At 47.9% G+C, this 21,426-nt stretch carries 14 protein-coding genes and 1 rRNA gene; 8 read left to right on the forward strand and 7 right to left on the reverse strand.

What is annotated here, in order from left to right; genetic code table 11:
- Positions 1-161: ribosomal RNA gene (locus tag HMPREF9140_RS00005) — 16S ribosomal RNA — on the reverse strand; the annotation flags it as partial.
- 502 nt (positions 162-663) lie between these two features.
- On the reverse strand, positions 664-3,351 hold the full coding sequence (locus HMPREF9140_RS00010; protein WP_006950803.1) for a calcium-translocating P-type ATPase, PMCA-type: 2,688 nt from the start codon (positions 3,349-3,351) through the stop codon (positions 664-666).
- Positions 3,352-4,047: 696 nt separating this feature from the next.
- Between HMPREF9140_RS00010 and HMPREF9140_RS00015 the strand changes: the two genes are divergently transcribed.
- From HMPREF9140_RS00015 to tsaE, 6 genes are read left to right on the forward strand one after another with little or no spacing between them, the layout of a single operon-like run.
- Complete coding sequence (locus tag HMPREF9140_RS00015) at positions 4,048-4,968, forward strand: ABC transporter substrate-binding protein (protein ID WP_006950807.1); 921 nt, start codon at positions 4,048-4,050, stop codon at positions 4,966-4,968.
- A 22-nt stretch (positions 4,969-4,990) separates the two neighbouring features.
- Positions 4,991-7,159: a tetratricopeptide repeat protein gene (locus HMPREF9140_RS00020; protein ID WP_006950812.1), complete on the forward strand. Its 2,169-nt coding sequence runs from the start codon at positions 4,991-4,993 to the stop codon at positions 7,157-7,159.
- Positions 7,160-7,166: 7 nt separating this feature from the next.
- Entirely contained in the window at positions 7,167-7,562 is a 396-nt protein-coding gene (locus HMPREF9140_RS00025) for a hypothetical protein (RefSeq protein WP_006950813.1), read from the forward strand.
- A gap of 41 nt (positions 7,563-7,603) precedes the next feature.
- Positions 7,604-10,777, forward strand: coding sequence for a type IX secretion system periplasmic lipoprotein PorW/SprE (porW, locus tag HMPREF9140_RS00030; protein ID WP_006950814.1), 3,174 nt, complete (start codon positions 7,604-7,606; stop codon positions 10,775-10,777).
- A gap of 15 nt (positions 10,778-10,792) precedes the next feature.
- Complete coding sequence (gene porX / locus HMPREF9140_RS00035; RefSeq protein WP_025073320.1) at positions 10,793-12,343, forward strand: T9SS response regulator signal transducer PorX; 1,551 nt, start codon at positions 10,793-10,795, stop codon at positions 12,341-12,343.
- A gap of 1 nt (position 12,344) precedes the next feature.
- Complete coding sequence (gene tsaE, locus HMPREF9140_RS00040) at positions 12,345-12,773, forward strand: tRNA (adenosine(37)-N6)-threonylcarbamoyltransferase complex ATPase subunit type 1 TsaE (protein ID WP_006950817.1); 429 nt, start codon at positions 12,345-12,347, stop codon at positions 12,771-12,773.
- A 792-nt stretch (positions 12,774-13,565) separates the two neighbouring features.
- On the opposite strand, the gene HMPREF9140_RS00045 is transcribed toward tsaE, so the two are convergent.
- From HMPREF9140_RS00045 to HMPREF9140_RS00055, 4 genes are all read right to left on the reverse strand, one after another.
- Entirely contained in the window at positions 13,566-14,450 is an 885-nt protein-coding gene (locus HMPREF9140_RS00045) for a DUF6261 family protein (RefSeq protein WP_006950819.1), read from the reverse strand.
- A gap of 453 nt (positions 14,451-14,903) precedes the next feature.
- A complete protein-coding gene (locus HMPREF9140_RS10415) occupies positions 14,904-15,041 on the reverse strand; it encodes a hypothetical protein (protein WP_154648558.1) in 138 nt (45 codons plus the stop codon).
- A gap of 333 nt (positions 15,042-15,374) precedes the next feature.
- The gene (locus HMPREF9140_RS00050) at positions 15,375-15,569 is read right to left on the reverse strand and encodes a hypothetical protein (RefSeq protein ID WP_006950821.1); all 195 of its coding nucleotides are present in this window, start codon (positions 15,567-15,569) and stop codon (positions 15,375-15,377) included.
- Positions 15,570-15,576: 7 nt separating this feature from the next.
- Positions 15,577-17,898 carry a leucine-rich repeat domain-containing protein gene (locus HMPREF9140_RS00055; protein ID WP_006950823.1) on the reverse strand — a complete coding sequence of 774 codons (2,322 nt, stop codon included), beginning with the start codon at positions 17,896-17,898 and terminating at the stop codon, positions 15,577-15,579.
- 463 nt (positions 17,899-18,361) lie between these two features.
- Between HMPREF9140_RS00055 and HMPREF9140_RS00060 the strand changes: the two genes are divergently transcribed.
- Positions 18,362-19,054 carry a queuosine precursor transporter gene (locus tag HMPREF9140_RS00060; RefSeq protein WP_006950828.1) on the forward strand — a complete coding sequence of 231 codons (693 nt, stop codon included), beginning with the start codon at positions 18,362-18,364 and terminating at the stop codon, positions 19,052-19,054.
- Positions 19,055-19,059: 5 nt separating this feature from the next.
- Entirely contained in the window at positions 19,060-19,515 is a 456-nt protein-coding gene (queF, locus tag HMPREF9140_RS00065; protein ID WP_006950832.1) for a preQ(1) synthase, read from the forward strand.
- Between the two features lie 53 nt (positions 19,516-19,568).
- Here queF and lipA read toward each other — a convergent pair whose 3' ends face one another.
- On the reverse strand, positions 19,569-21,401 hold the full coding sequence (gene lipA, locus HMPREF9140_RS10080) for a lipoyl synthase (RefSeq protein ID WP_018572296.1): 1,833 nt from the start codon (positions 21,399-21,401) through the stop codon (positions 19,569-19,571).
- Positions 21,402-21,426 lie beyond the last annotated feature (25 nt).

Here is a 21,426-nt window from a genome sequence, read left to right on the forward strand (position 1 = left end):
GACGGATTATCCCCTAGTTATGGGAAAGTTGGATACGCGATACTCACCCGTGCGCCGGTCGCCATCAATTATTGCAAGCAATAATTATGCTGCCCCTCGACTTGCATGTGTTAAGCCTGTAGCTAGCGTTCATCCTGAGCCAGGATCAAACTCTCCATTGTAAAATATCTAAATGAATAAAGTACATAATATATATATAATCATGTACCCTAAAATCTGCCTGTCTTAGAACGAATATCCAAAAATATTAGAAGTATAAAAAACTCATATCTATAAAAATATAGATAAATCAACGGTTTGACTCTTTTTATACACCTGGCAATAATGCCAAATGTAACTTGTACTACTTCTCTGTCTATATCTTAAAAACTAATCAAAGAACACTGCTCTGTCTCAAAAAACACCGCCGCGAAGCGGGAAAGCGAGTGCAAAGATATACGTTTGATAAATCCCTCCAAAACATTCTGACAATTTTTTTCATGTTGCAAGTGATGAAGTGGGATAGTTTGAGTGACATAAGGCGTGTTAAAAGGGGTGTTTAGGTGTTATAAAGAAAGAGCGGAGGGTAGAATGGCGCCGCAAGAAAGAAGATTCTTGATAAGAAAGCTTACATAAAAAATTTTTACTCTAACGGCTTTTTAAGAGAGGGTAGGAAGGAGAATGCTAGAGTTTACGCTTTATAAAACGTATGATTTCGCCTATCAAGAGGACTGGGGAGGTTGCAACAGTCAGGATGAGCCAGTCGATTGGATGAAGTGGAGTGACACTAAACATTTCGCCACCAAGTTCGACAATCATTATTTGTCCCAATAATATAAGGAGGAGGATAAGCCCGAAACCTTTACATTGTTTGAACGACAGTGCGCTCTGTTTGCTGGCATAGGCGCGTGCATTGAACATATTCCAGAACTGGAGCATCACGAAAAGGGTGAAGAAAAGGCTTAGTTCGTAGGGAGTTATTTCTTTATGCGGGGTAAAGTTGGGATGAAGAATGGCGGACAGACTGGTTATATCGGCATGTTCCATAAGGTGGAAGAAAGCCATGAGAATGATGTAGAATATTCCGCCGATGATTGTTATTTGCAAGGTCATTGCTCGAGTTATTATGAATTCATGCCGATTGCGCGGTTTATTGTTCATCACGCTTTCCGACGGCGGGAGCGATGCCAGCGCCATTGCGGCAAAGGTGTCCATGATGAGATTCACCCACAGCATTTGAGTCACGGTGAGCGGACTTTGTGTACCGATGAATGCACCGGTAAGAACAATCAGGCAAGCCACTACGTTCACCATCATTTGGAAGAGGATGAATCGTTGGATGTTTAGATAAAGACTCCGCCCCCACATCACGGCTCTTCCGATGGAGCTGAATGAGTTGTCGACTATGGTTATGTCTGACGCTTCTTTAGCTACGCTTGTTCCGTCGCCCATTGAGAGTCCTACGTGTGCTGCTTTCAGAGCCGGGGCATCGTTTGTTCCGTCGCCCGTTACGGCAACTACCTGTGCTTTGCGTTGCAATGTTTCCACCAGGCGTTTTTTATCCATTGGTCGAGCCCGAGCGATAATCTTCAGGTCGAACACTCGATTCTCGAGTTCGTCGTCGGTTAGAGATTCGAATTGCGGACCAGTGATTATATTTTTCTCGTTGTCCGATTCATTCCACAGTCCAACTTGCCTACCAATTTCTCGCGCAGTTCCTGGGGTATCGCCCGTGACGATTTTTATTTGTATTCCGGCCTTTATACACTCTTCGACTGCTGCCGGAACTTCCGGTCTGACGGGGTCGGATATGGCAACGATTCCCTGGAAAACGAAACGTGGTTCGCCGGTGATAATCTTTTCTAGCGATTCTTTTCCATGCGATGTATCTGTGCTGTCGTCTACGATTCTGCTAGCGAAACCGAGTGTACGCATGGCCTGATTCTGCCATGCCAGGAGTTGATTCATAATCTCGTCCCACGACGTGTTGGTAACAGGGGAGCAGAAGTTTCGAATGATGTCGGTTGCACCTTTTATATATAGTATTGTTTTTCCTGGAACGAGAGCCGACCGAACCAACGTTGCCATATATTTATTTTCGGTTGAGAATGTAATTTCGCCCAGCACCTCCGCCGATTCGCGTATTTCCCGATAGTCCATTCCTTGTTCGTGAAGCCAGAGAAGCAGTGCGCCTTCGGTTGGATTGCCCAGCACGGTTGGGTTTTCGGGTCGAGAAAAATCGAGCGACGCTGTCGAGTTAACCGCAATGCCTTCCATGAAGAGTGCGCGCATAGTTTCGTCGGTCGTATTGGCTTTCATTTCATGAACCCGCATTTGGTTTCGTGTGAGCGTTCCTGTTTTATCGGTACAGATAACCGTTGTTGCGCCCATTGTTTCGCACGCGTGCATTTTCCGAACCAGATTATTCGTTTTCAGCATCCGACGCATTGAATAAGCCAGGCTCAGCGTTACGGCCATCGGCAGTCCTTCAGGCACGGCAACAACAATGAGCGTTACGCCAATCATAATCGTATCCAAGAAATATTGCACGAAATGAACCCATTCGAAGCTGAAGTTGGTGAAGAACATTGCCGTGCGTCCCACGAGAATCAAGGCCGCGAAGCTATAGCTAAGCAATGTTATAACCCGTCCGAGTCGCTCGAGCTGTTCGGTAAGTGGAGTTTTCACGCTGTTATCGATTTGCGACGCCACGAACACCCGTCCGTTTTCGGTTGCATCGCCCACCCGTTCAACCCGAAAGACGCCATGCCCCTCCATTACCTTAGTTCCGCGCATCACGTGGTTGGTTGGGAACGTTGCGTCGGGGTCGAAATCATTCTCGTGCGTACTCTTCCAACACATCGGTTCACCCGTGAGCGATGATTCGTCGACGCTCAATCCAACCGATTCCAACAGCACCCCATCGGCTGGTACTTCGGCGCCCGTGTCGAGCAAAACCACATCGCCCACAACCACATCGCGTTTTGCAATTCGAGTTGTATTTCCGTCTCGTATCACCTCCACTGGTTCGTCGTCGTTCACCTGGTTGAGTATCGAGAACGCTTTGTTTGCCCGCTCTTCAAAGAAGAATGAAAGTCCGGTAGCCAACAGTATGGCCACGAAGATTCCCACCGGTTCGAAGAACACGCTATATCCCTCGTGCATACCGAAATATTCATAACACGATATTCCCACCGATAGCAGTCCTGCAACCAGCAGAATAACAATCAGCGGGTCGCTGAATTTTGTTGCGAATCGTTTCCATAGTGGTGTTTGTGCAGGTGGGGTGAGCACGTTGGTGCCATGTTGTTGTCTGCTATCGTGAATTTCCTGTTCGTTCAGTCCTTCATAATGTTGTTGTTTGCGTTCCATAAAAATCTTTTGTTTCCGAGGACGGTGCTTATTGTCCAATCATTTCATAAATCGCGAGAAAGGATGGTCTTTATAACGCGCGCAAAGATAAGTAGATGTTCACAATTAAACGTATACGTATTCCCAACCCCGTTTTATGTATTTCTTCCACGGCAGAAATACATAAACCAACCAAAAGTGTATTCCTTCCATGGCAGAAATACATAAACGAATTAAATGTGTATTTCTTCCATGGCAGAAATACATAAACAGACTAAAAGTGTATTTCTTCCATGGCAGAAATACACTAAACGACCTGGTATATCATTCATCCTCATATTTTACGCGAGTTCTGTTTAATAGAGACTCCCACTCGGGCGGAACGCCCGCATGTAGGGACAGACCCCGTGTCTGTCCGCACCCTGAGACAGGGGGAAATATGTTATGCGGTCGGTAGACCGAGTTGGCGTGGGTATCGGACAGACACGGGGTCTGTCCCTACATGCGGTCTGACGCCCGAGTTGGCAGAGAGAGGAGGACAGATACGGGGGGGGATATGTCCCTACAGCCCGAATAGGCACCCGTTTGTTTATTACCTAATTGGCACCTCGGAGGCTTAAGCAGATTCTTAAACCGAACTCACGTATATTCTATAAAGGATTAAACTTCGGGAGCGGAAATGACGGTTACGGAAAAGTATATTTAATTTTGCATACCATGAAAAGAACCTCTTTCCCCTTTATTTTAAGCCTTTTACTCCTTTTGGGATGCGGTCCTTCAAAACAGGAGCTGAAAGAAGAGCAAGCACGGCAGGCCAGGCTCGAAAAGGCAGCCTATGAAGCGGCGTTCAAGGTGGCCGTGATGCCAACGTTAGACTGTTTGCCAATGTTTCTGCTCAAGGACAGTTTGCTGTATGATTCGGCACGGATTGATGTGCAACTCAAACTGTTCAACGCACAAATGGATTGCGATACGGCTATGATTGGGCGAAGCGTGCAGGCTGCAGTTTCAGACCTTGTGCGCACCGAACGACTAAAACGCAGGCGAGTGCCCATAACCTATATGACCGGAACCGGGGCGACATGGCAACTAATTGCCAATCGGAAATCGGAGATTCTGAAACTTCAGGATTTGAGCGATAAGATAGTGGCTATGACACGCTATTCGATAACCGATTTGCTGACCGATAAAATAATCAAAGACGCAAAACCGAAACATCAGGTGTTCAGGGCGCAAATTAACGACGTGTTCATTCGGATGAAGATGTTACAAAACAACGAGCTCGACGCCTTTTGGTTTGCCGAACCACAGGCAACACAGGCAAGGCTGGCAGGAAATAAGGTGCTCTACGATTCGAAGGAGAACGCTTTTCGCCCGGGCGTGGTTGCTTTTGTGGAAAAAGGAAACCGAATAGCACAGCAGAACGCAATGATGGAGGCATATAACAGAGCTGTAGATTCGATTAACAAAAACGGCGTGAAAAGATATTCGGCACTTATCAAGAAATATATGAAGGCCGACGACGCTACGATAGCTGCTCTTCCGGAATTGAAATATGAAAAGGTGCAAGCACCGAGACCTTCGGATGTTCTGGAGGCAAAATATTATTTGGAACGGTTTAAACAGAAAAAGCGGTGAGGAAAGAATGATGGAAAAGCATATGGAAGAAATTTTAGGTCTGCTGCTCGAGGGCCGACTGCAGGCAGCGCTCAACCATATTAGCTTCGTCTACAGCAAAGAGAAACTGGTGACGGGCTACGATGAGTTCGAAACCATCGAGAAAGATTATAAGTTGATGAAGAACTATATTCTTCAGGGCGTTGTCGACCCGCAGCGCGAGGAGCAATACAGAGCGCTTTTGGAACGTACCTATCGTGTGGCTTCTAATTTGCTTCTTGAATGGAAGTGCACTAATCTGGGTTTGTATAAGGTTTCTAGCGATACATCCGACAGGCTGCAACTCAACAATGAAGAAATACTCGAGAATCTGGAAAAGTTCGTGTCGGACGTCGGCTTGCTCTCGCTCGAAGAAGGGACAGACAACTATTTCAATAAGGCCTACACACTCTATGCCGCCCATCAAACCACTATTCGTAGGCTGTTCAACGGAGTGATTGTTTCGCCTCAATGGAAGTTGGCCGACAAGAACTTCTACGAGCAACTGCTGCTTTCGCCAACAATCGACCAGAACGACCAGCTAGTGCTCGTGAGTGCAATCTCGATTTCCAACATGAACCACTTCGACATAAACAAATTCAAAACCCTTGTAGATGTTTACACTAAGACCGACGACTCACGAGTGAAAGAACGCGCGTTTGTGGGATGGGCGCTAAGCTTGCACGACGGAATGAGCTTCCTGCCCGAACAGCAGGATATAGTTATAAAACTGTGTGAAGACGAATCTACGGTTCGTGAACTATACAGCTTGCAACGCCAGCTTTTCGCAACGCTCGATACCGAGAAAGACAGCCAAGAAATTCAAAATAATATAATGCCCGATATCGTGAACAACTCAAAGTTCACAATGACTAAATTCGGAATCGAAGAGCGTGAAGACGATATCACTGAAAATATTCTGAATCCAAATGCCGAAGACGAACGAATGGAGAAAATGGAAGAAAGCGTGCGTCGGATGGTAAACATGCAACGCCAGGGCTCCGACATATATTTCAGCGGCTTCGGCAAGATGAAAGAATTCCCTTTCTTCTTTAAATCCGTGTGCAACTGGTTCACACCATTCAGATTCGAACATCCCGATATGATTGACATCGCGATGAAGTTCAAAAACAAAAAGTTTCTGAATACCATGGTTGAGCTGGCGCAACTGTGCGATTCAGACAAGTATTCGCTGGCGCTGATTCTGTCGGACGTAGTCGACAGAATGCCGAAGGATATGATTGAGATGCTCGAATCGGAAGAGGCCCAGAAACAGATGGCGGGTCAGGATTTCGACAGGAATAACCCGATAGTCATCCGCCGTACATACCTTCAAGATATCTATCGTTTCTATAGGCTCAATTCTTTTGCGAGAGAACTTGTGAATCCGTTTGATGACAATGGAGAATGTACCTTCAATCTGAGCGTTTTCTTCTTCAAATATCAAATATTCAAAGGCACTAAACTCGAATCCAAGAAGCTCAGCTTGGCAAACTATCTCTATAAGCATCAGAAGTACGGGGAGCTCGAAGAACTTCTGGAAACATTCCAGTCGCCCGACCCGGGATATGCCATCCTTTCGGGATACTCAAAACTCTATAATGACGACCCGAATGGAGCTATAAAAGAGTTCGATAAAGCCCTCGAAATTGTGCCCGACAATATTCACGCCCTGCAAGGAAAAGCACGAGCTGCAATGGTGAAATCAGACTTTGGGCTGTCGGCCGAAATCTATACCGTTCTGCAAGAACTTGAACCCGATAGGCGTGATTTCTTCATAAACTATTGCGTGGCTCTCTTGAAGACAAACCGCGTGAAGCAGGTGCTTGAACGGCTCTACAAAGAATATTTTTCTACCCCCGACGACAAAAGTTTGAAGCGTCTTATAGCATGGGCACAACTTTGTAATGGCGACATAACCAAGGCAGCCAACATTTACGAATCGCTCCTGAACGATGAACCAACACCAGAGGATTATCTCAACGCCGGATATTCCCATTGGCTTCAAAAAGACTTGAAACAAGCCGTTAGCTGCTTCCGAGAATTTATTGGCGACAGTGATGCCGGTATCGTGCGTCTGCGCGAAGAATTCAAAAACGATCGCTATATGCTGCGCTCGAACGGCGTGAGCGAAATAGACGAACTCCTCATGGGCGAACTGATTCAACCCTAGATATGGCATGAATATAATTCTGCTCGGTTTCTTAGCCCTCATCGCCCTCGGTCTGGTTGTAGGGCTCGCTTCCGTTCTCACTCGCAAGGGAAATGATGACGATGTGGTTGTACCGGCATCGGGCGACTGTTACTCGTGTAATGGCGACGATCCGACATGCGAACAGGTGTGCATGATGGAGGCGGCCACAAAACCGATTGAATATTACGACGACGAGGAACTGGATAGGTTTATCGGGCGCGCGTCGGAAGATTATACATCGGAGGAAGCAGAGGAGTTCATGGACGTGATGCAAACCATGCATCCCGATGAGGTTAAGGACTGGAACAGAAGTCTGATTCTGCGAGGAATCAATGTACCGAATCAAATCAAAGACGACCTTATCGCAATGATTCAGGATTGAACCGACACAATAAAACGGCGTGATAGAGAGTTAATGCTATCGTGAAAATCATTCTCAAAACATTCATATTCCTTTCGGCGGTAGTTGTCGTGTTGGCAGGCTGCTCTACGAGTAAAAACACCTCGAGTTCGCGATGGTGGCACGCTTTCAATGCGCGTTACAATACCTATTATAACGGCGCCCAAGCATATATCGACGGTTCGCTGGAAAAAGAAAACGGTAATCGTGACAACTTCACCGAGCTAATTCCACTCTATGTCGTGGGCAACAAAAGCAGTCGGGAGCTGGGGCGCGGCGGATTCGACCGAGCCATCGAAAAGGCCGAGAAAACTATTGCGAAACATAGCATAAAAAAGCGTCCGGAGTGGAACAAGAAGCGCGCTAAAACGGCGCGCGATGTTGAGTGGCTTTCACGTCGTGAATATAATCCGTTTCTCTGGAAGGCGTGGATACTTATGGGCCGGTCGCAGTTCCACAAGGGAGCGTTCGATGAGGCAGCAGCCACCTTTTCTTATATGAGCCGAATCTACAAGAATCAGCCGGCTATTTATGGTAAGGCACGGGCTTGGCTGGCCAAATGTTATGTAGAGGAGGGCTGGCTTTATGATGCCGAAGATGTGATTCGCGATATGCGGCGCGATTCGATAGACCGGCATGCACTGAAAGAGTGGGATTACACGCTGGCCGATTATTACATCCGGGCGAACCGACTGCAAGAGGCGGTTCCCTATCTAAGGAAGGTTATCAGTCATGAAATGCGTCGTAAACAAAAGGCTCGCGAATGGTTCTTAATGGGGCAGATTCAGGCTGCACTTGGAAACAACAGCGAGGCTTATAAATGTTTTGGAAGAGTTGTTCGGGCTAATCCACCCTACGAACTGGAGTTCAATGCACGAATTGCACAAACCGAGGTGACTGCCTCTGCGCAGGCTCGGCAAATGGTAAATAAGCTGAAACGCATGGCAGCATCCGACAAGAATAAGGATTATCTCGACCAGGTTTATTATGCCATGGGAAATATTCGTTTGGCTGGCGGTGATACCCTTGGAGCGATTGCAGCTTACGAAACGGGAAACGAAAAAGCTACGCGCAACGGTATCGAGAAGGGTGTATTGTTGCTGAAACTCGGTAATATTTATTGGAACAGAGAACGTTTTGCCGATGCGCGGCGATGCTACGGAATGGCAATCGGACTGCTCGACAAAGATCGTAAGGATTATGCCGAGCTCGACAAACGTTCCAAGGTGCTCGATGAGCTAGTGCCGTTCACAGATGCTGTTCAGCTTCAAGACTCGCTGCAATATCTGGCCAAATGTTCCGAGGCCGAACGCAATGCCGCTATTGACCGTGTCATCGAAGCGTTGAAAAAGAAAGAAAAGGAGGAACGTAGTAAGCAAGCCGAGCAAGAGGCCGAACAACGTCAGGCACAGAATGCGGGACAGAATAATTTCGGTATGCCGCAGCCACGCAAGGAAAGTCGGACGGGCGACGGGACATGGTATTTTTATAATCCAACGGCCGTTCAGCAAGGCAAGTTGGCTTTCCAGCAGCAGTGGGGCAAACGCGAAAACATCGACAACTGGCAGCGAATAAATAAAACGGTTGTGGGTAGCATGACACCTGAGATTACCGACGCCCAACGCGATTCAATCGACCAGGCAGAAGCTCGTCGTGACTCTATTGAACAACGCATGGACTCGGTACAGAACGACCCCCACCAGCGAGCCTACTACTTGGAGCAAATTCCTTTCACGAGTGAACAGCTTGAGGCCAGTAATAAGATTCTGATGGACGGATTGCATCACTCTGGAGTTATTTTCAAAGACCGGCTCGACAATCTGCCGCTGGCCGAGAAAGCCCTTCGTCGGCTCAATGATAATTTCCCAACCTACGAGCAAACCGATGATGTGCTCTACCATCTCTATCTGCTCTACATGCGGAAGAATCAGCCCGTAACAGCCGAAACATATCTCGATAAACTCAAGACTAATTATCCTGACAGCAAGTGGACAACTATCCTCTCCGACCCTTATTTCAAGGAAAACGCGTTATTGGGCACGCATATCGAAGACTCGCTTTACGCTGCAACCTACGAGGCTTTCAAGCAAGGCCGATATGTGGAGGTAAAGGGCAATACGCGAATATCAGAGTCGCGTTTCCCGCTTGGTGCCAATCGTGACAAATTCATGTTCATCGGTGCACTCGGCAAGCTTAACGAGGGCGATGCCGATGGTTGTGTGAACGATATGAAGGCCGTAGTTGAGAAGTTTCCACAAAGTCGAATAAGCGAGATAGCCGGCATGATTGTCAACGGTGTGCAGGCCGGAAAGAAACTGCGTAATGCTAAGTTCGACCTGGGTGACGTCTGGAGCTATCGTTCTGACGTGCTTAACGATAGCGACAGCATAAGGCAGGTTAAACTGTCGGATGAGCGTAATATCGACTTCCGATTCATGCTCGTCTACAATCCCGACTCGGTGAGCGAAAACAAACTGCTTTTTGAAATAGCGCGTTTCAACTTCACCAGTTTTCCGGTGCGCAACTTCGACATCGAAATTGAAAGCCTAGGCATGTTACACCGCATGCAGGTTTCTGGATTCAGAAACTTCGATGAAGCTCTGCAATATGCCCGTCGACTCTCTGGAGTGAAAGCTATCACCGAGTTGTTACATCGAAGTGTGCGAACCGTCATAATCAGCGACCGCAATCTTCAACTCATCGGTTCAGCGTTCAGCTATAAGGACTATGAAGAGTTCTATAAACAACACTTCGCGCCGCTCAACATTGAGAAGCGTTATTTGTTGAACGAACCTGCTGAAATCGCCTCGCCTCGTGAACCGGAATCGATAGCAAGGCCAGAGGCTGAACCAACCAACGACGACCGCCTATCTATTCCTGCCGATGAGATATCCGTTCCACCGACAGATTCGAACACCTTTGCGCTGCCTGAAAATGACACTATCTCTCCAGCCACGAACAATAAGCTGGAACTTCAACAGGAGAAGCCGGTCACTCCGCCCGCTGGCAACAGCGAGATTATTCTCGACGAGCCGCAACCTGCACCTGCACCTCCCACGACTCCCGAACCAACTGAACCAGCCGACGACCCGATGATTTATTTCGACGACCCAACTACGCCGACTGATTCGCCAGATAAGAAAAAACAAACCGATAGCTCGGTGGAGGACGAATACTACGACCTCGACGGCTTCTGAAAATAAAATATGGACATGAACAACGGATTATTACTCTGGGTCGATGACGAAATCGAACTACTCAAAGCTCACATCATCTTCCTTGAAAAGAAAGGCTACGAACTTGTTACCGCCAGCAACGGTACCGATGCCATTGAACAATGTCGCAACAAAACCTTCGATCTTATCCTGCTCGACGAGCAAATGCCCGGTCTCTCCGGTCTCGAAACGTTACAGCGCGTCAAGGAAATTCAGCCTGCAACACCAGTGGTTATGGTAACAAAGAGCGAAGAAGAAAATATAATGAACCAGGCGATCGGGTCGAAGATAGCCGACTATCTTATTAAGCCCGTTAACCCGAGCCAGATTCTTCTGTCGCTCAAAAAGAATATCCATCGCAAAGAACTTGTTAGCGAGGTAACGCAAAGCGGCTATCAGCAAGATTATATCCAAATTTCCTCCCAAATCAGCGAAGCTCGCAACTTCGACGATTGGAAGAATGTCTATCGCCGACTCGTGAAATGGGAGCTCGAACTTAGTAGCACCGATAGCAGCATGGCCGAAACACTCACAATGCAAAAGGCCGAAGCTAACATCGGCTTCGCAAAATATGTTGCGAAGAACTATCTCGACTGGATTCAAACCGCCGACCGTCCACTCATGAGTCCCGATATATTCAAACGCAAAGTGTTTCCCGAAATCGACAACGGTAGTAAGGTGTTTCTAATTGTTGTCGACAACCTGCGCTACGACCAATGGCGAGTGCTATCGGAAGAAATTGCCGACATGTTCGACATCGACGAAGACCTCTACATGAGTATACTCCCAACGGCAACGCAATATGCTCGCAATGCAATCTTCAGCGGACTGATGCCGCTGCAGATTGCCGAAATGTTCCCCGAACTCTGGGTCGATGAGGACGAGGAAGAAGGGAAAAATCTCAATGAACATCCTCTCATCGGAACACAAATCGAGCGCTATCGCCGACACGACACCTACTCCTATCACAAGATTAACGACTCCGCAGGTGCCGACAAATTCATTAGCAAAATCCACAGTATCGAACACAACGATCTAAACGTGCTAGTGGTGAACTTTATCGATATGCTTTCGCACGCGCGCACCGAAATGCGAATGATTCGCGAACTGGCTAATAACGAAAGTGCCTATCGCTCGATTACTAAAAGCTGGTTCCATCACAGCGTACTGGCCGAAATAATACGCGAACTCTCGCAATCGAACTACAAAATAATCCTCACCGCCGACCATGGTTGCATACGTACAACTAATCCTATCAAAATCATTGGCGACCGAAACACAAACACCAATCTGCGTTACAAACTCGGCAAGAATCTCAGTTACAATCCCCGTGAAGTTTTCGTTATTCGCGACCCCCGACAAGCCAAGTTGCCATCGCCCAACATCAGCACAAGCTATGTCTTTGCAACCGGCGACTCGTTCTTCGCCTATCCAAACAACTACAACTACTATGTTTCCTACTATCGCGACACTTTCCAACACGGTGGCATATCAATGGAAGAGATGCTTGTGCCACTGATAGGCCTTACCCCCCGTAAAAAACAATAACATGGAAATAATCATCAAAAGTCTTGACCAAATCGAGCAAGCCGCCCGAATATTCGTCCAAAATATCGGTACCCGAAAAGTATTCGCTTTCTACGGTAAGATGGGTGCCGGTAAAACAACCTTTATCAAAGCTGTGTGTCGGGCTCTGGGTGTCGAAGACGTGATAACCTCGCCTACTTTCGCCATTGTGAACGAATACACCGACGCCACAGGTTCGCCCGTATTCCACTTCGATTTCTACAGAATCAAAAAGCTCGAAGAAGTGTACGATATGGGCTACGAAGACTATTTTTACAGCCACAACCTCTGCTTCCTTGAATGGCCCGAACTCATCGAAGACATCTTGCCCGACGATGCCGTACGCGTTAGCATAGAAGAGCTACCCGACGGATGTCGCCGACTAACCATAAGCGAAAAAAGCCACGAATAATCCCACTAATTCAATATAAGTCTTACCCCATCCCTGAACTAATATCTATTAGAGGTAAATGCGAGGCGGTTCCCCACTCGGCCGATAGGCCGCATGTAGGGACAGCCCCCGAGGGGTGATTTGCTGTCCGCGCCCCGTCCGACAAAAACCGCAGAGCAGGCGCGAAAATATTGTTATGCGGTCCGTAGACCGAATTGGTATGGGCATCAGTATGGGTATCGGTATCGGACAGACACGGGGTCTGTCCCTACATACGTAGACACCCTCATCAATCCAATCGATGCCAACTCGGCCGGTAGGCCCGAGTTGATATAAAAAACAGACATAACAGGTCGGGGAAATGTTATGCCAACTCGGCCGATAGGCCGCATGTAGGGACAGACCCCGTGTCTGTCCGATACCGATACCCATACTGATGCCCATACCAATTCGGTCTACGGACCGCATAACAATATTTTCGCGCCTGCTCTGTGGCTTTTGTCGGACGAGGGCGGACAGACACGGGGTCTGTCCCTACATGCGGCCTATCGGCCGAGTGGGAGTGTTTGTCCAATTGTCCGTCAAGGGGGGCAGGATAATTTCTCTTAAATCGAACACATGTATATATAAAACGGTCGACCTGCACGCGTCGTCGCGACGGATGCAGGTCTTAATGATTATATAAACGATATTTTATTTGTTCCTCGAGCCTGAAGGGAGGAGGACTTTCTAAAAACAGGAGGAGAGAGACAAGAGTCTCCTAGAGGGAAATGGGGAATGAGGATTTCCTAGCGTGGAATCATCCCACCCTCTTTACACCTGGTCTTCGCCGGGGTCTTCCTCGCGCCCGGGTTTGGGAGTATCTCCTCCGCCTCCGGGCTTCTTGGGGTCATCGGGTTTCTTGGGGTCATTGCCGTCCGACTTCTTTTTCCGGGCCGTGAGAACCTGCTCTTTGTAGCGCTTGATGAGCTCGTTCATGTAGTCGATGAACGCCGCGGCGTCCGATTGATTCACGAATATCGGGAAGGCATTCGCAACCTTAATCAGGTAAAAATATGCCGAATCGCTTTCTCGCCGGGCGATTCGCAAGGCGCCAAGAATTCGGGTGGAATCGGAGTCGGTGCGACTGTGAATCAGGCTTTCCAGCTTCGTGTTGGCCGTTTTGAGCGCGGCGACGTAGGGTTGGATGCCGAGTCGAGCAACTTGGGCGGCGAATTTCGTCTCGCAATCGTCGATGAGGTTCGCAATCAGAGCCGTTTCGCGCTCGAGCTGCATGTGAGGATTGATGCTGTAGTCTTTAAGATGCTGGGCGAGCTCCTTGGCCGCCTGTGCGACGTCGGCAACCGGCATGCGAAGGAACCCTTTCACGGCCGAACGATAGCCGGCGAAGAGTTTATCGCGTTCGATGTCGAGCTCCCGGATGTCGTCGGTCGACAGGTTTTTCTGCGACAGAACCAGGCATCTGTCCTCCTCTTTCAGGGCGTTTGCGAGGCGTTCGGCGGCAGCCTTCACAATCGGATTAGTAACGAGGGCGGTCTCGGTAGCGATGCGCGTCGAAACGTCCTTGATGAACTGGTAATGCGCGCCGTTGTTCAACAGAACGCAATTAATGCCTTGAATCTCTTTGAGCAGCGAATTGTTTGCTGCTGCGCCCCTGCCTTGCGGTGCCGACGGCGCTTTTTTGTTTTCCGTATTCATTTTCTGATGGATTAAAAATGAATTAAATAATTATTCTCTAAATATTTTATTCGATAGCGTTGCAACATTGTTGCAACGCTCGAACCGTTTGATTTCTCGTTTGCAACGATGTTGCAAGACCCAAACCATTTAGTTTCCTGTTTGCAACGATGTTGCAAGGGCCGAGCTATTTGGTTTCTCGTTTGCAACGATGTTGTAAGGCTCAAACCATTTAGTTTCTCGTTTGCAACGATGTTGCAAGGCTCAAACTATTTAGTTTCTTGTTTGCAACGATGTTGCAAGAGCCGAACCGTTTAGTTTCTTGTTTGCAACAGTGTTGCAAGGCCCAAACCATTTGGTTTCTAGTTTGCAACGTTGTTGCAAGGCCCAAACCATTTGGTTTCTAGTTTGCAACAGTGTTGCAAGACCCAAACCATTTAGTTTCTTGTTTGCAACGTTGTTGCAGAGCTAAAACTATTTGGTTTCCTGTTTGCGGAACTCCCGCAAGGTTGTTTCAATATGTTTTCTTATTCGGGCGAGCGATTTATTGCCCCATTCCACTTCGGGCTTTGCCCGCGCCAACTCGGGCGTTCCGCCCGCATGTAGGGACATACCCCGAGGGGTGATTTGCTGTCCGCATCCCTCCGGTTCGCAGAACCGAATTCATATACAGAAATATGTCTTGCGGTCGGTAGACCGAATTGGCGCGGGTATCGGCGCGGGTATCGGACAGACACGGGGTCTGTCCCTACGTGCGACCTATCGGTCGAATTGGCATCCGTCCACGTTGCGACCGGCCGGCCGAGGCATGGATTTTGGACGGCGAACATCCCCTCGGGGTCTGTCCCCATGTGCGACCTGTCGGTCGAATTGGCATCCGTCCACGTTGCGACCGGCCGGCCGAATCGGCATAAAATAATAATCCGACACCCGACCGAACGCATTTCAATCCTCCCACATTTTATTATATCCCACATTGCCGGGCTCCTCGGAATCGTCGGAATCGTCGTTGATAAGGTCGGGCTTGGAAAGTCCGCCACCGGGCGAAGGAGTCGTTCCGCCGTGGGTAGAGAGGGTTTGCATCACTGTTTCTTCCATGTGGATGACCGTTATTTCGGGTCGTTGATAGGTCTGTTTCATAGCGTGCTTAGTTTTTATAGAATTTCTTTCCGTTCACTATGTAGATGTTGCCCGAGGGCAAACGGTTATAGTCGCGACCGAGATTGCGACCGTCGAGCGAGTAGAACGGGTATCGACCGCTCCTGACATCGGCTTCGCCTTTGCGGATGCTGTCGATGTCGGTAGCCGTGGGCCCTTCATCCATCACCATAACGAAACTCTTGGCAGGAGCCATACCGGTAGGGCTAGTGAGGAAACCGCGGAAGGAGTGAATGTGCCCGTTGGTGTTGGCCGTGGTGACGGGTAGCCATGTGTTGCCCACGTTGAGGTTATAGGCTTTCATCGAGGCGGCCAGGACGTTGGGGATGAATTGTGTTGTGCCGTTGAACTGCCAGTTATTGTCGGCAGTTCCCAACACAGCCGTCGATGCAAGCGCGGGAGTCACGGGAACGACCACGTTGTGCATTTCGGGCAGATTATGACTTCCGCCGTCGGTTACGCGAACAACATACGCCTTGTTTGCATCGAGGGTGGCCGACGAGGGTAGGGGTGAGAACACGAACTGCGACTCTCCACCTGCACGCTTCATGTTTTTAAGCTCGTAGGCCGTCATGCCTGCCGGTATCTGGGTAGGATAAGGCAAGAAGAGCGTCATAGCGTCTGTACCTGAGAAAGTGCGAGTATAATTCGCCTTGGCAGCAGTGAACTGATGCTTGATATAATAATCGCAGCCACGGTTTCCTTTGTAATCGCTATGCGTATCGTAGACCTTGAAGTTTGCGCAATTGCCATCAACCACGAAGTTCTCTTGGTCGGCAGGAATCTTGCTTGCAGCCGTTCCGTTGGGTAGATATACGATGGTATAAGGCCTCATGAAAGAGAAAGGACTATTGTCGGCATTGCCTCGCATGATAGTGGCAGTCGCGAGCGGTTGACAATTCAGCATGTCGATATATTTCAATCCTATGCAGTGTGCCCATGCTCCATTATTAAGTGTAGCAAGCTGCGAGCCCGGGGCAAAGGTGAAGCTCTCCAAGCCGACACATTCCCAAAAGGTGTGATAACCGATATTGTTTACCGAAGCCGGTATAGTTACATTACCTGTGAAATTATAGCAACGTACAAAAGCTTCTTTCCCTATGATCTGTAGTCCATTGGGAAATACAAGGTCGCCACTGAGTTTTTGGCAATCCCAAAATGCTTCGTCATTAATGGCTTGCAAATTGGCCGGGAGATAAAGTCGTCCGTTAAAACCGGAACACATGCGGAATGCAGCATGACCGATAACAGTGGCACTGGGGATATTTAAATCGCCTTGTAGCTTATTGCAATTCCCAAAAGCCCATTGTCCAATGGTCTGTAGATTGTTCGGCAGCTGCAATCGTCCGTTGAAGCTGTGACAGTCGGCAAAGGCCTCTTGTCCGATATAGGTTGCCCGCGGAATAATAATATCACCGACAAGGTTCTGGCAACTTTTGAATGCAGCTTCGGGTATTGCATCGAGGGAATTTGATAAAATCAGCACACCATTAAATCCAGAGCAACCCTTAAATGCTGCAATACCTAATGAGGTGACAGTGTTTGGAATAATAAGATTTCCGGATAGTTTGCTACAACCATTAAATGCATCTGCTCCAATACTCCGTAGATTGCTGGATAGATGAAGCCAACCTGCCATATTTACATTTCGTGCAAAAGCCTCTGCACCAATCGCCGTAACAGCATCCTGAACATGACAGTTGCCTGTTATCCCCGTGCAGTCTTGATAGGTTCCATCATGAATAACAGTGACATTCTGTGGGGTTACCAAGTTACCACTGAGACTATAGCATTGAGCAAAAGCATAAGAACGAATATCGTTTACAGAGGGTGGCGTGTAGTTAAGAACTTCACCTTGTATAGCCGAGTTCTGAAAACACCGCTCACCAATAAATTGAATATTGATGGGAGTCCAAGGGCCTCCTATTACCATAGGGCTTGAATAAGTGAAGTTCATATTCGTAACACCCGTAATACCCGTGTTCATGAAAAGGCCTCCTCCCAAATGCGTATAAGGATAGCCATACCAGAAGTATGCCCATTGGTCGGTATCTAAATTATGCGTGCTTGAATCATAAAGATCCCAAGCAAGGTCTACGTTCCCGTAAAGGTTACGACCACCGCCAGCATCATAAACATAAAGGATTTGACTTGCACCCCACGGAGGAGACCCTCCCCAATTCGGCGTATAGAAACGCCACTTCCAATTGGTTCTTTTCCCTTTTTTCTCTCGGTTTACACCGCTGTCCCATGCCTGCGCATGAAAGCAGAAAGCAATCAACAATGTTGATAAAAGTAAAAGTCTTTTCATTGTAATTTCTCTTTTAAATATTTCCTAATTGAGTTCTTATTTCGTTCTTAATTCATTCACAAAAGGGCACGACAAATTGAACAACAAAACTCACGGGAGTATTGTTGTTTAAAGGATTTGCGTAACTTCTACGCGCGCGTAAAAATAAGTTAGGTGAGGCTAGATGCGTGTGTGTGTTAGCACTTTTTCCGAGCCCACCAAATATTCAGACGAAAAAATCACAGAGAAATCGAAATTTCTCTGCGTCGCGGGGGCGATAGAATATGTTGCTAAGTGTCTCACGGCGGCAAAGGTATATTAATCAATTCTTTTTCACAAAAGTTGGGGTTACTTTCTTGATTTAGAACAAGAACTAAGGATTGTGGAAAAGGCTATTGGATGGATAATTTTTTTAATGACATACCTTTGTCGACGGATAATTTACAGGGGTACTTGCAAAACCCCCTTTAACAAAACAAGAAAAATGACAAAAACAAAGCAACAGGTGAGTGTGCTGTTCATGCTTTTCAGCATTCTCTTTTGCGTTTGCCTTATTTCGGCAAACATTCTCGAAACAAAGCAAATCTCGGTGTTAGGAATCAGTTTGACTGGCGGACTAATCGTGTTCCCCGTTTCGTATATCATCAACGATTGCGTATGCGAAGTGTGGGGGTTCCGAAAAGCTAGACTACTCATTTGGACGGGATTCGCCATGAACTTCTTCTTTGTGACAATGGGCGCCTTGTGCGATTGGATTCCAGGCGCACCATATTGGACAAACGATGCCGGATTTCATGCTATTTTCGGACTCGCACCGAGGGTGGCTGGAGCTTCGTTTGTGGCATTCATCGCAGGGTCGTTCGCAAATGCCTATGTGATGAGTCGGATGAAGATTCGCGACAAAGGTCGGCGATTCTCTTGGCGAGCAATATTGAGTACGATTGCAGGCGAGAGTCTTGACTCGATAATTTTTTTTCCGCTGGCATTGGGTGGCGTTGTTCCGGCCGACGAACTTCCGAAGCTGATGTTATGGCAGGTTCTTCTCAAAACACTCTATGAGGTAGTTGCTCTACCCGTGACGGTTCGGGTTGTTCGGCGACTCAAACAGCACGAGGGCGAAGATGCCTATGATAACGGAATAAACTACAGCATTTGGAAAATTTTCAGCTTAGGTTAAATATCATGGAAAGAGAAAACGAAAACCTTCATTCACTCGGAGCACCAACAAATTATAAGATGAACTATGCGCCGGAGGTACTCGAAACGTTTGAAAATAAGCATAAGGAAAACGATTATTGGGTGCGATTCAACTGTCCGGAGTTTACCAGTTTATGTCCTATAACCGGGCAACCCGACTTTGCTGAGATTCGCATATCATATATTCCCGGTGAGCGGATGGTTGAGAGCAAAAGTTTGAAGCTCTATCTGTTTAGCTTCCGCAACCATGGTGATTTCCACGAAGATTGCATAAACATAATCATGAAGGATTTGGTGAAACTCATGGCGCCGAAATATATTGAAGTGACAGGTTTCTTTACTCCTCGCGGCGGCATAAGCATATATCCTTTTGCGAACTACGGACAACCGGGAACGAAATTCGAAAGGTTAGCCGAAGAGCGATTTGCGAGGCACGAATAAAGCAGAATTAAAAATGGAGAATCTCTACAAGATTCTCCATTTTTAATTTATTGCTAAACTTGCTTGAAGGCACGTTCGGCATGATAGGACGAGCGTACGAGTGGCCCGCTTTCAACAAACTTGAATCCTTTGTCGAGAGCAGTTTTTCGATAGTTGACGAACTGTTCGGGGGTGACATATTCTGAAACAGGAAGATGTTTTGCCGTGGGCTGGAGATATTGTCCGATGGTGAGGCGTCGGCAACCGGTTGCGAGAATATCATCCATTAGCTGCTCAACCTCCTCACAGGTTTCGCCGAGGCCTACCATAAAGCCGGTTTTCGACATGACGCCCGAGCGGGTTATCTCGCAGAGTACGTCGAGACTACGGTTATATTGCGCTACGCTGCGCACCCCGGGAGTGAGCCGTCGCACGGTTTCCATATTGTGTCCGGCAACGTTAGGACGAGCCGCCATCACTTTGGCGATAAGTTCGGGTCGCCCCATGAAATCGGGAATGAGCACCTCGATGAGCGTTTGAGGATTCTCAATTCGAATGCGTCTTATGGTTTCGGCCCAATGTTCGGCGCCATAATCGGGTAGGTCGTCACGGTCTACGGATGTTATGACGGCATATTTTAACCCGAGTGCCTTGACCGATTCGGCCACACGTCGCGGTTCGTCAGTGTCGAGTTTGCCTGGGCGTCCTGAGAGTGTGTTACAGAACTTGCAGCTGCGCGTGCATATGTTTCCGCCAATCATCAGTGTGGCTGTGCGCGCCGCCCAGCATTCGGTGCGATTTGGACAGAGCCCACTTGTGCATATAGTGTTGAGATGATGCTTGGCGAGAATGCCGGCTGTTTGTCCGGATTGTTCTGTAGAGGTGAGGTCTATTTTCAACCAATCGGGTTTCTTAACGTGGGGGGGGCGTCCGAAGAGCAGCCGCAGAAATTGTTCGGGCTTTAGTCCGCGAATGATATCGGCAAGTTCGATGTTCTGCAATCTTTCGCTCACGGCCTCACGACTGAAATCAGCGCCGCGTATATGGTCGAGCAATTCGCGGTCTTGGTCGCCTATGAGGAAGTAATCGCCGGCTAGATTAAGATTCACAATTCGGTTGTTCTTCAGTTCTATCCGTGCTTCTAGGGTTCCGACGTCAGCGAATCGTTTACGTCTTACTTCGGTGAATTTGGGATTGTTACCGTAGACGAAATCATGCGACGCCAGTTCTTTTTCAATCTCAGCGATTGCGAGCATATCCTTTTCGTTGAGTGTGCGAATGGCGTCGCCACACATATATTTTCGAGCATGATTTATGAATCCGTCTAGTGGCAGACTGGTGTAGTCGCCAATGTTGACTACTCGCTGTGTCACCGATGCAACCCCCTTGCTCTGTAGCTTTTCGTGCGACGGAGTGAGTGCTTTCGACAAGTGTTCAAGTCTGGTATCGAATAGCACGGTGTTGTGTAGCACGCTGCGTTTCTTAAGCCGATAGAATGCACTGCCCGAGACTTTTCGGCCGTCTACGAGAATATCATTTCGACCGGAGAGTTCGGCTGCGATTCCAATATTTTTCATCAGTTTAGCCACCTGCTGCATATAGTCTTTAAAGGCCGAATTCACATTGTCGGCAAACGATATGTATGAGAATTGAATGCAGCCCAGGTCGGCATATACACATCCGCCTCCGCTTTTTCGGCGAAAGATGTGAATGCCGTTCTGTTTGCAATAATCCGTATCTACTTCGTTCTTGATGAGTTGATTTCGCCCAAGCATAACGGTTGGTTCTACCTGCCAGGCAAAGAAATAGTCGTCGTCGGTGTAGGTTTGCGCCACATATTCCTCTACGGCAAAAAAGAAAGGAAGCTGTTTCGGCTCCGGTCTGTAGGGTATAAGAAGATATTTCATTGTAAAGAAAATGGTATTCGATTTG

It is taken from the genome of Prevotella micans F0438, assembly GCF_000243035.1.
GTDB classification, from domain to species: domain Bacteria; phylum Bacteroidota; class Bacteroidia; order Bacteroidales; family Bacteroidaceae; genus Prevotella; species Prevotella micans.

What these genes read in the sequence shown, in the direction of transcription:
- HMPREF9140_RS00010 (WP_006950803.1), bottom strand. Translation starts at nt 3,351, where the DNA reads ATGGAACGCAAACAACAACATTATGAAGGACTGAACGAACAGGAAATT.
- HMPREF9140_RS00015 (WP_006950807.1), top strand. Translation starts at nt 4,048, where the DNA reads ATGAAAAGAACCTCTTTCCCCTTTATTTTAAGCCTTTTACTCCTTTTG.
- HMPREF9140_RS00020 (WP_006950812.1), top strand. Translation starts at nt 4,991, where the DNA reads ATGGAAGAAATTTTAGGTCTGCTGCTCGAGGGCCGACTGCAGGCAGCG.
- HMPREF9140_RS00025 (WP_006950813.1), top strand. Translation starts at nt 7,167, where the DNA reads ATGAATATAATTCTGCTCGGTTTCTTAGCCCTCATCGCCCTCGGTCTG.
- porX (WP_025073320.1), top strand. Translation starts at nt 10,793, where the DNA reads ATGAACAACGGATTATTACTCTGGGTCGATGACGAAATCGAACTACTC.
- tsaE (WP_006950817.1), top strand. Translation starts at nt 12,345, where the DNA reads ATGGAAATAATCATCAAAAGTCTTGACCAAATCGAGCAAGCCGCCCGA.
- HMPREF9140_RS00045 (WP_006950819.1), bottom strand. Translation starts at nt 14,450, where the DNA reads ATGAATACGGAAAACAAAAAAGCGCCGTCGGCACCGCAAGGCAGGGGC.
- HMPREF9140_RS10415 (WP_154648558.1), bottom strand. Translation starts at nt 15,041, where the DNA reads ATGTCCCTACATGCGGGCGGAACGCCCGAGTTGGCGCGGGCAAAGCCC.
- HMPREF9140_RS00050 (WP_006950821.1), bottom strand. Translation starts at nt 15,569, where the DNA reads ATGAAACAGACCTATCAACGACCCGAAATAACGGTCATCCACATGGAA.
- HMPREF9140_RS00055 (WP_006950823.1), bottom strand. Translation starts at nt 17,898, where the DNA reads ATGAAAAGACTTTTACTTTTATCAACATTGTTGATTGCTTTCTGCTTT.
- HMPREF9140_RS00060 (WP_006950828.1), top strand. Translation starts at nt 18,362, where the DNA reads ATGACAAAAACAAAGCAACAGGTGAGTGTGCTGTTCATGCTTTTCAGC.
- queF (WP_006950832.1), top strand. Translation starts at nt 19,060, where the DNA reads ATGGAAAGAGAAAACGAAAACCTTCATTCACTCGGAGCACCAACAAAT.
- lipA (WP_018572296.1), bottom strand. Translation starts at nt 21,401, where the DNA reads ATGAAATATCTTCTTATACCCTACAGACCGGAGCCGAAACAGCTTCCT.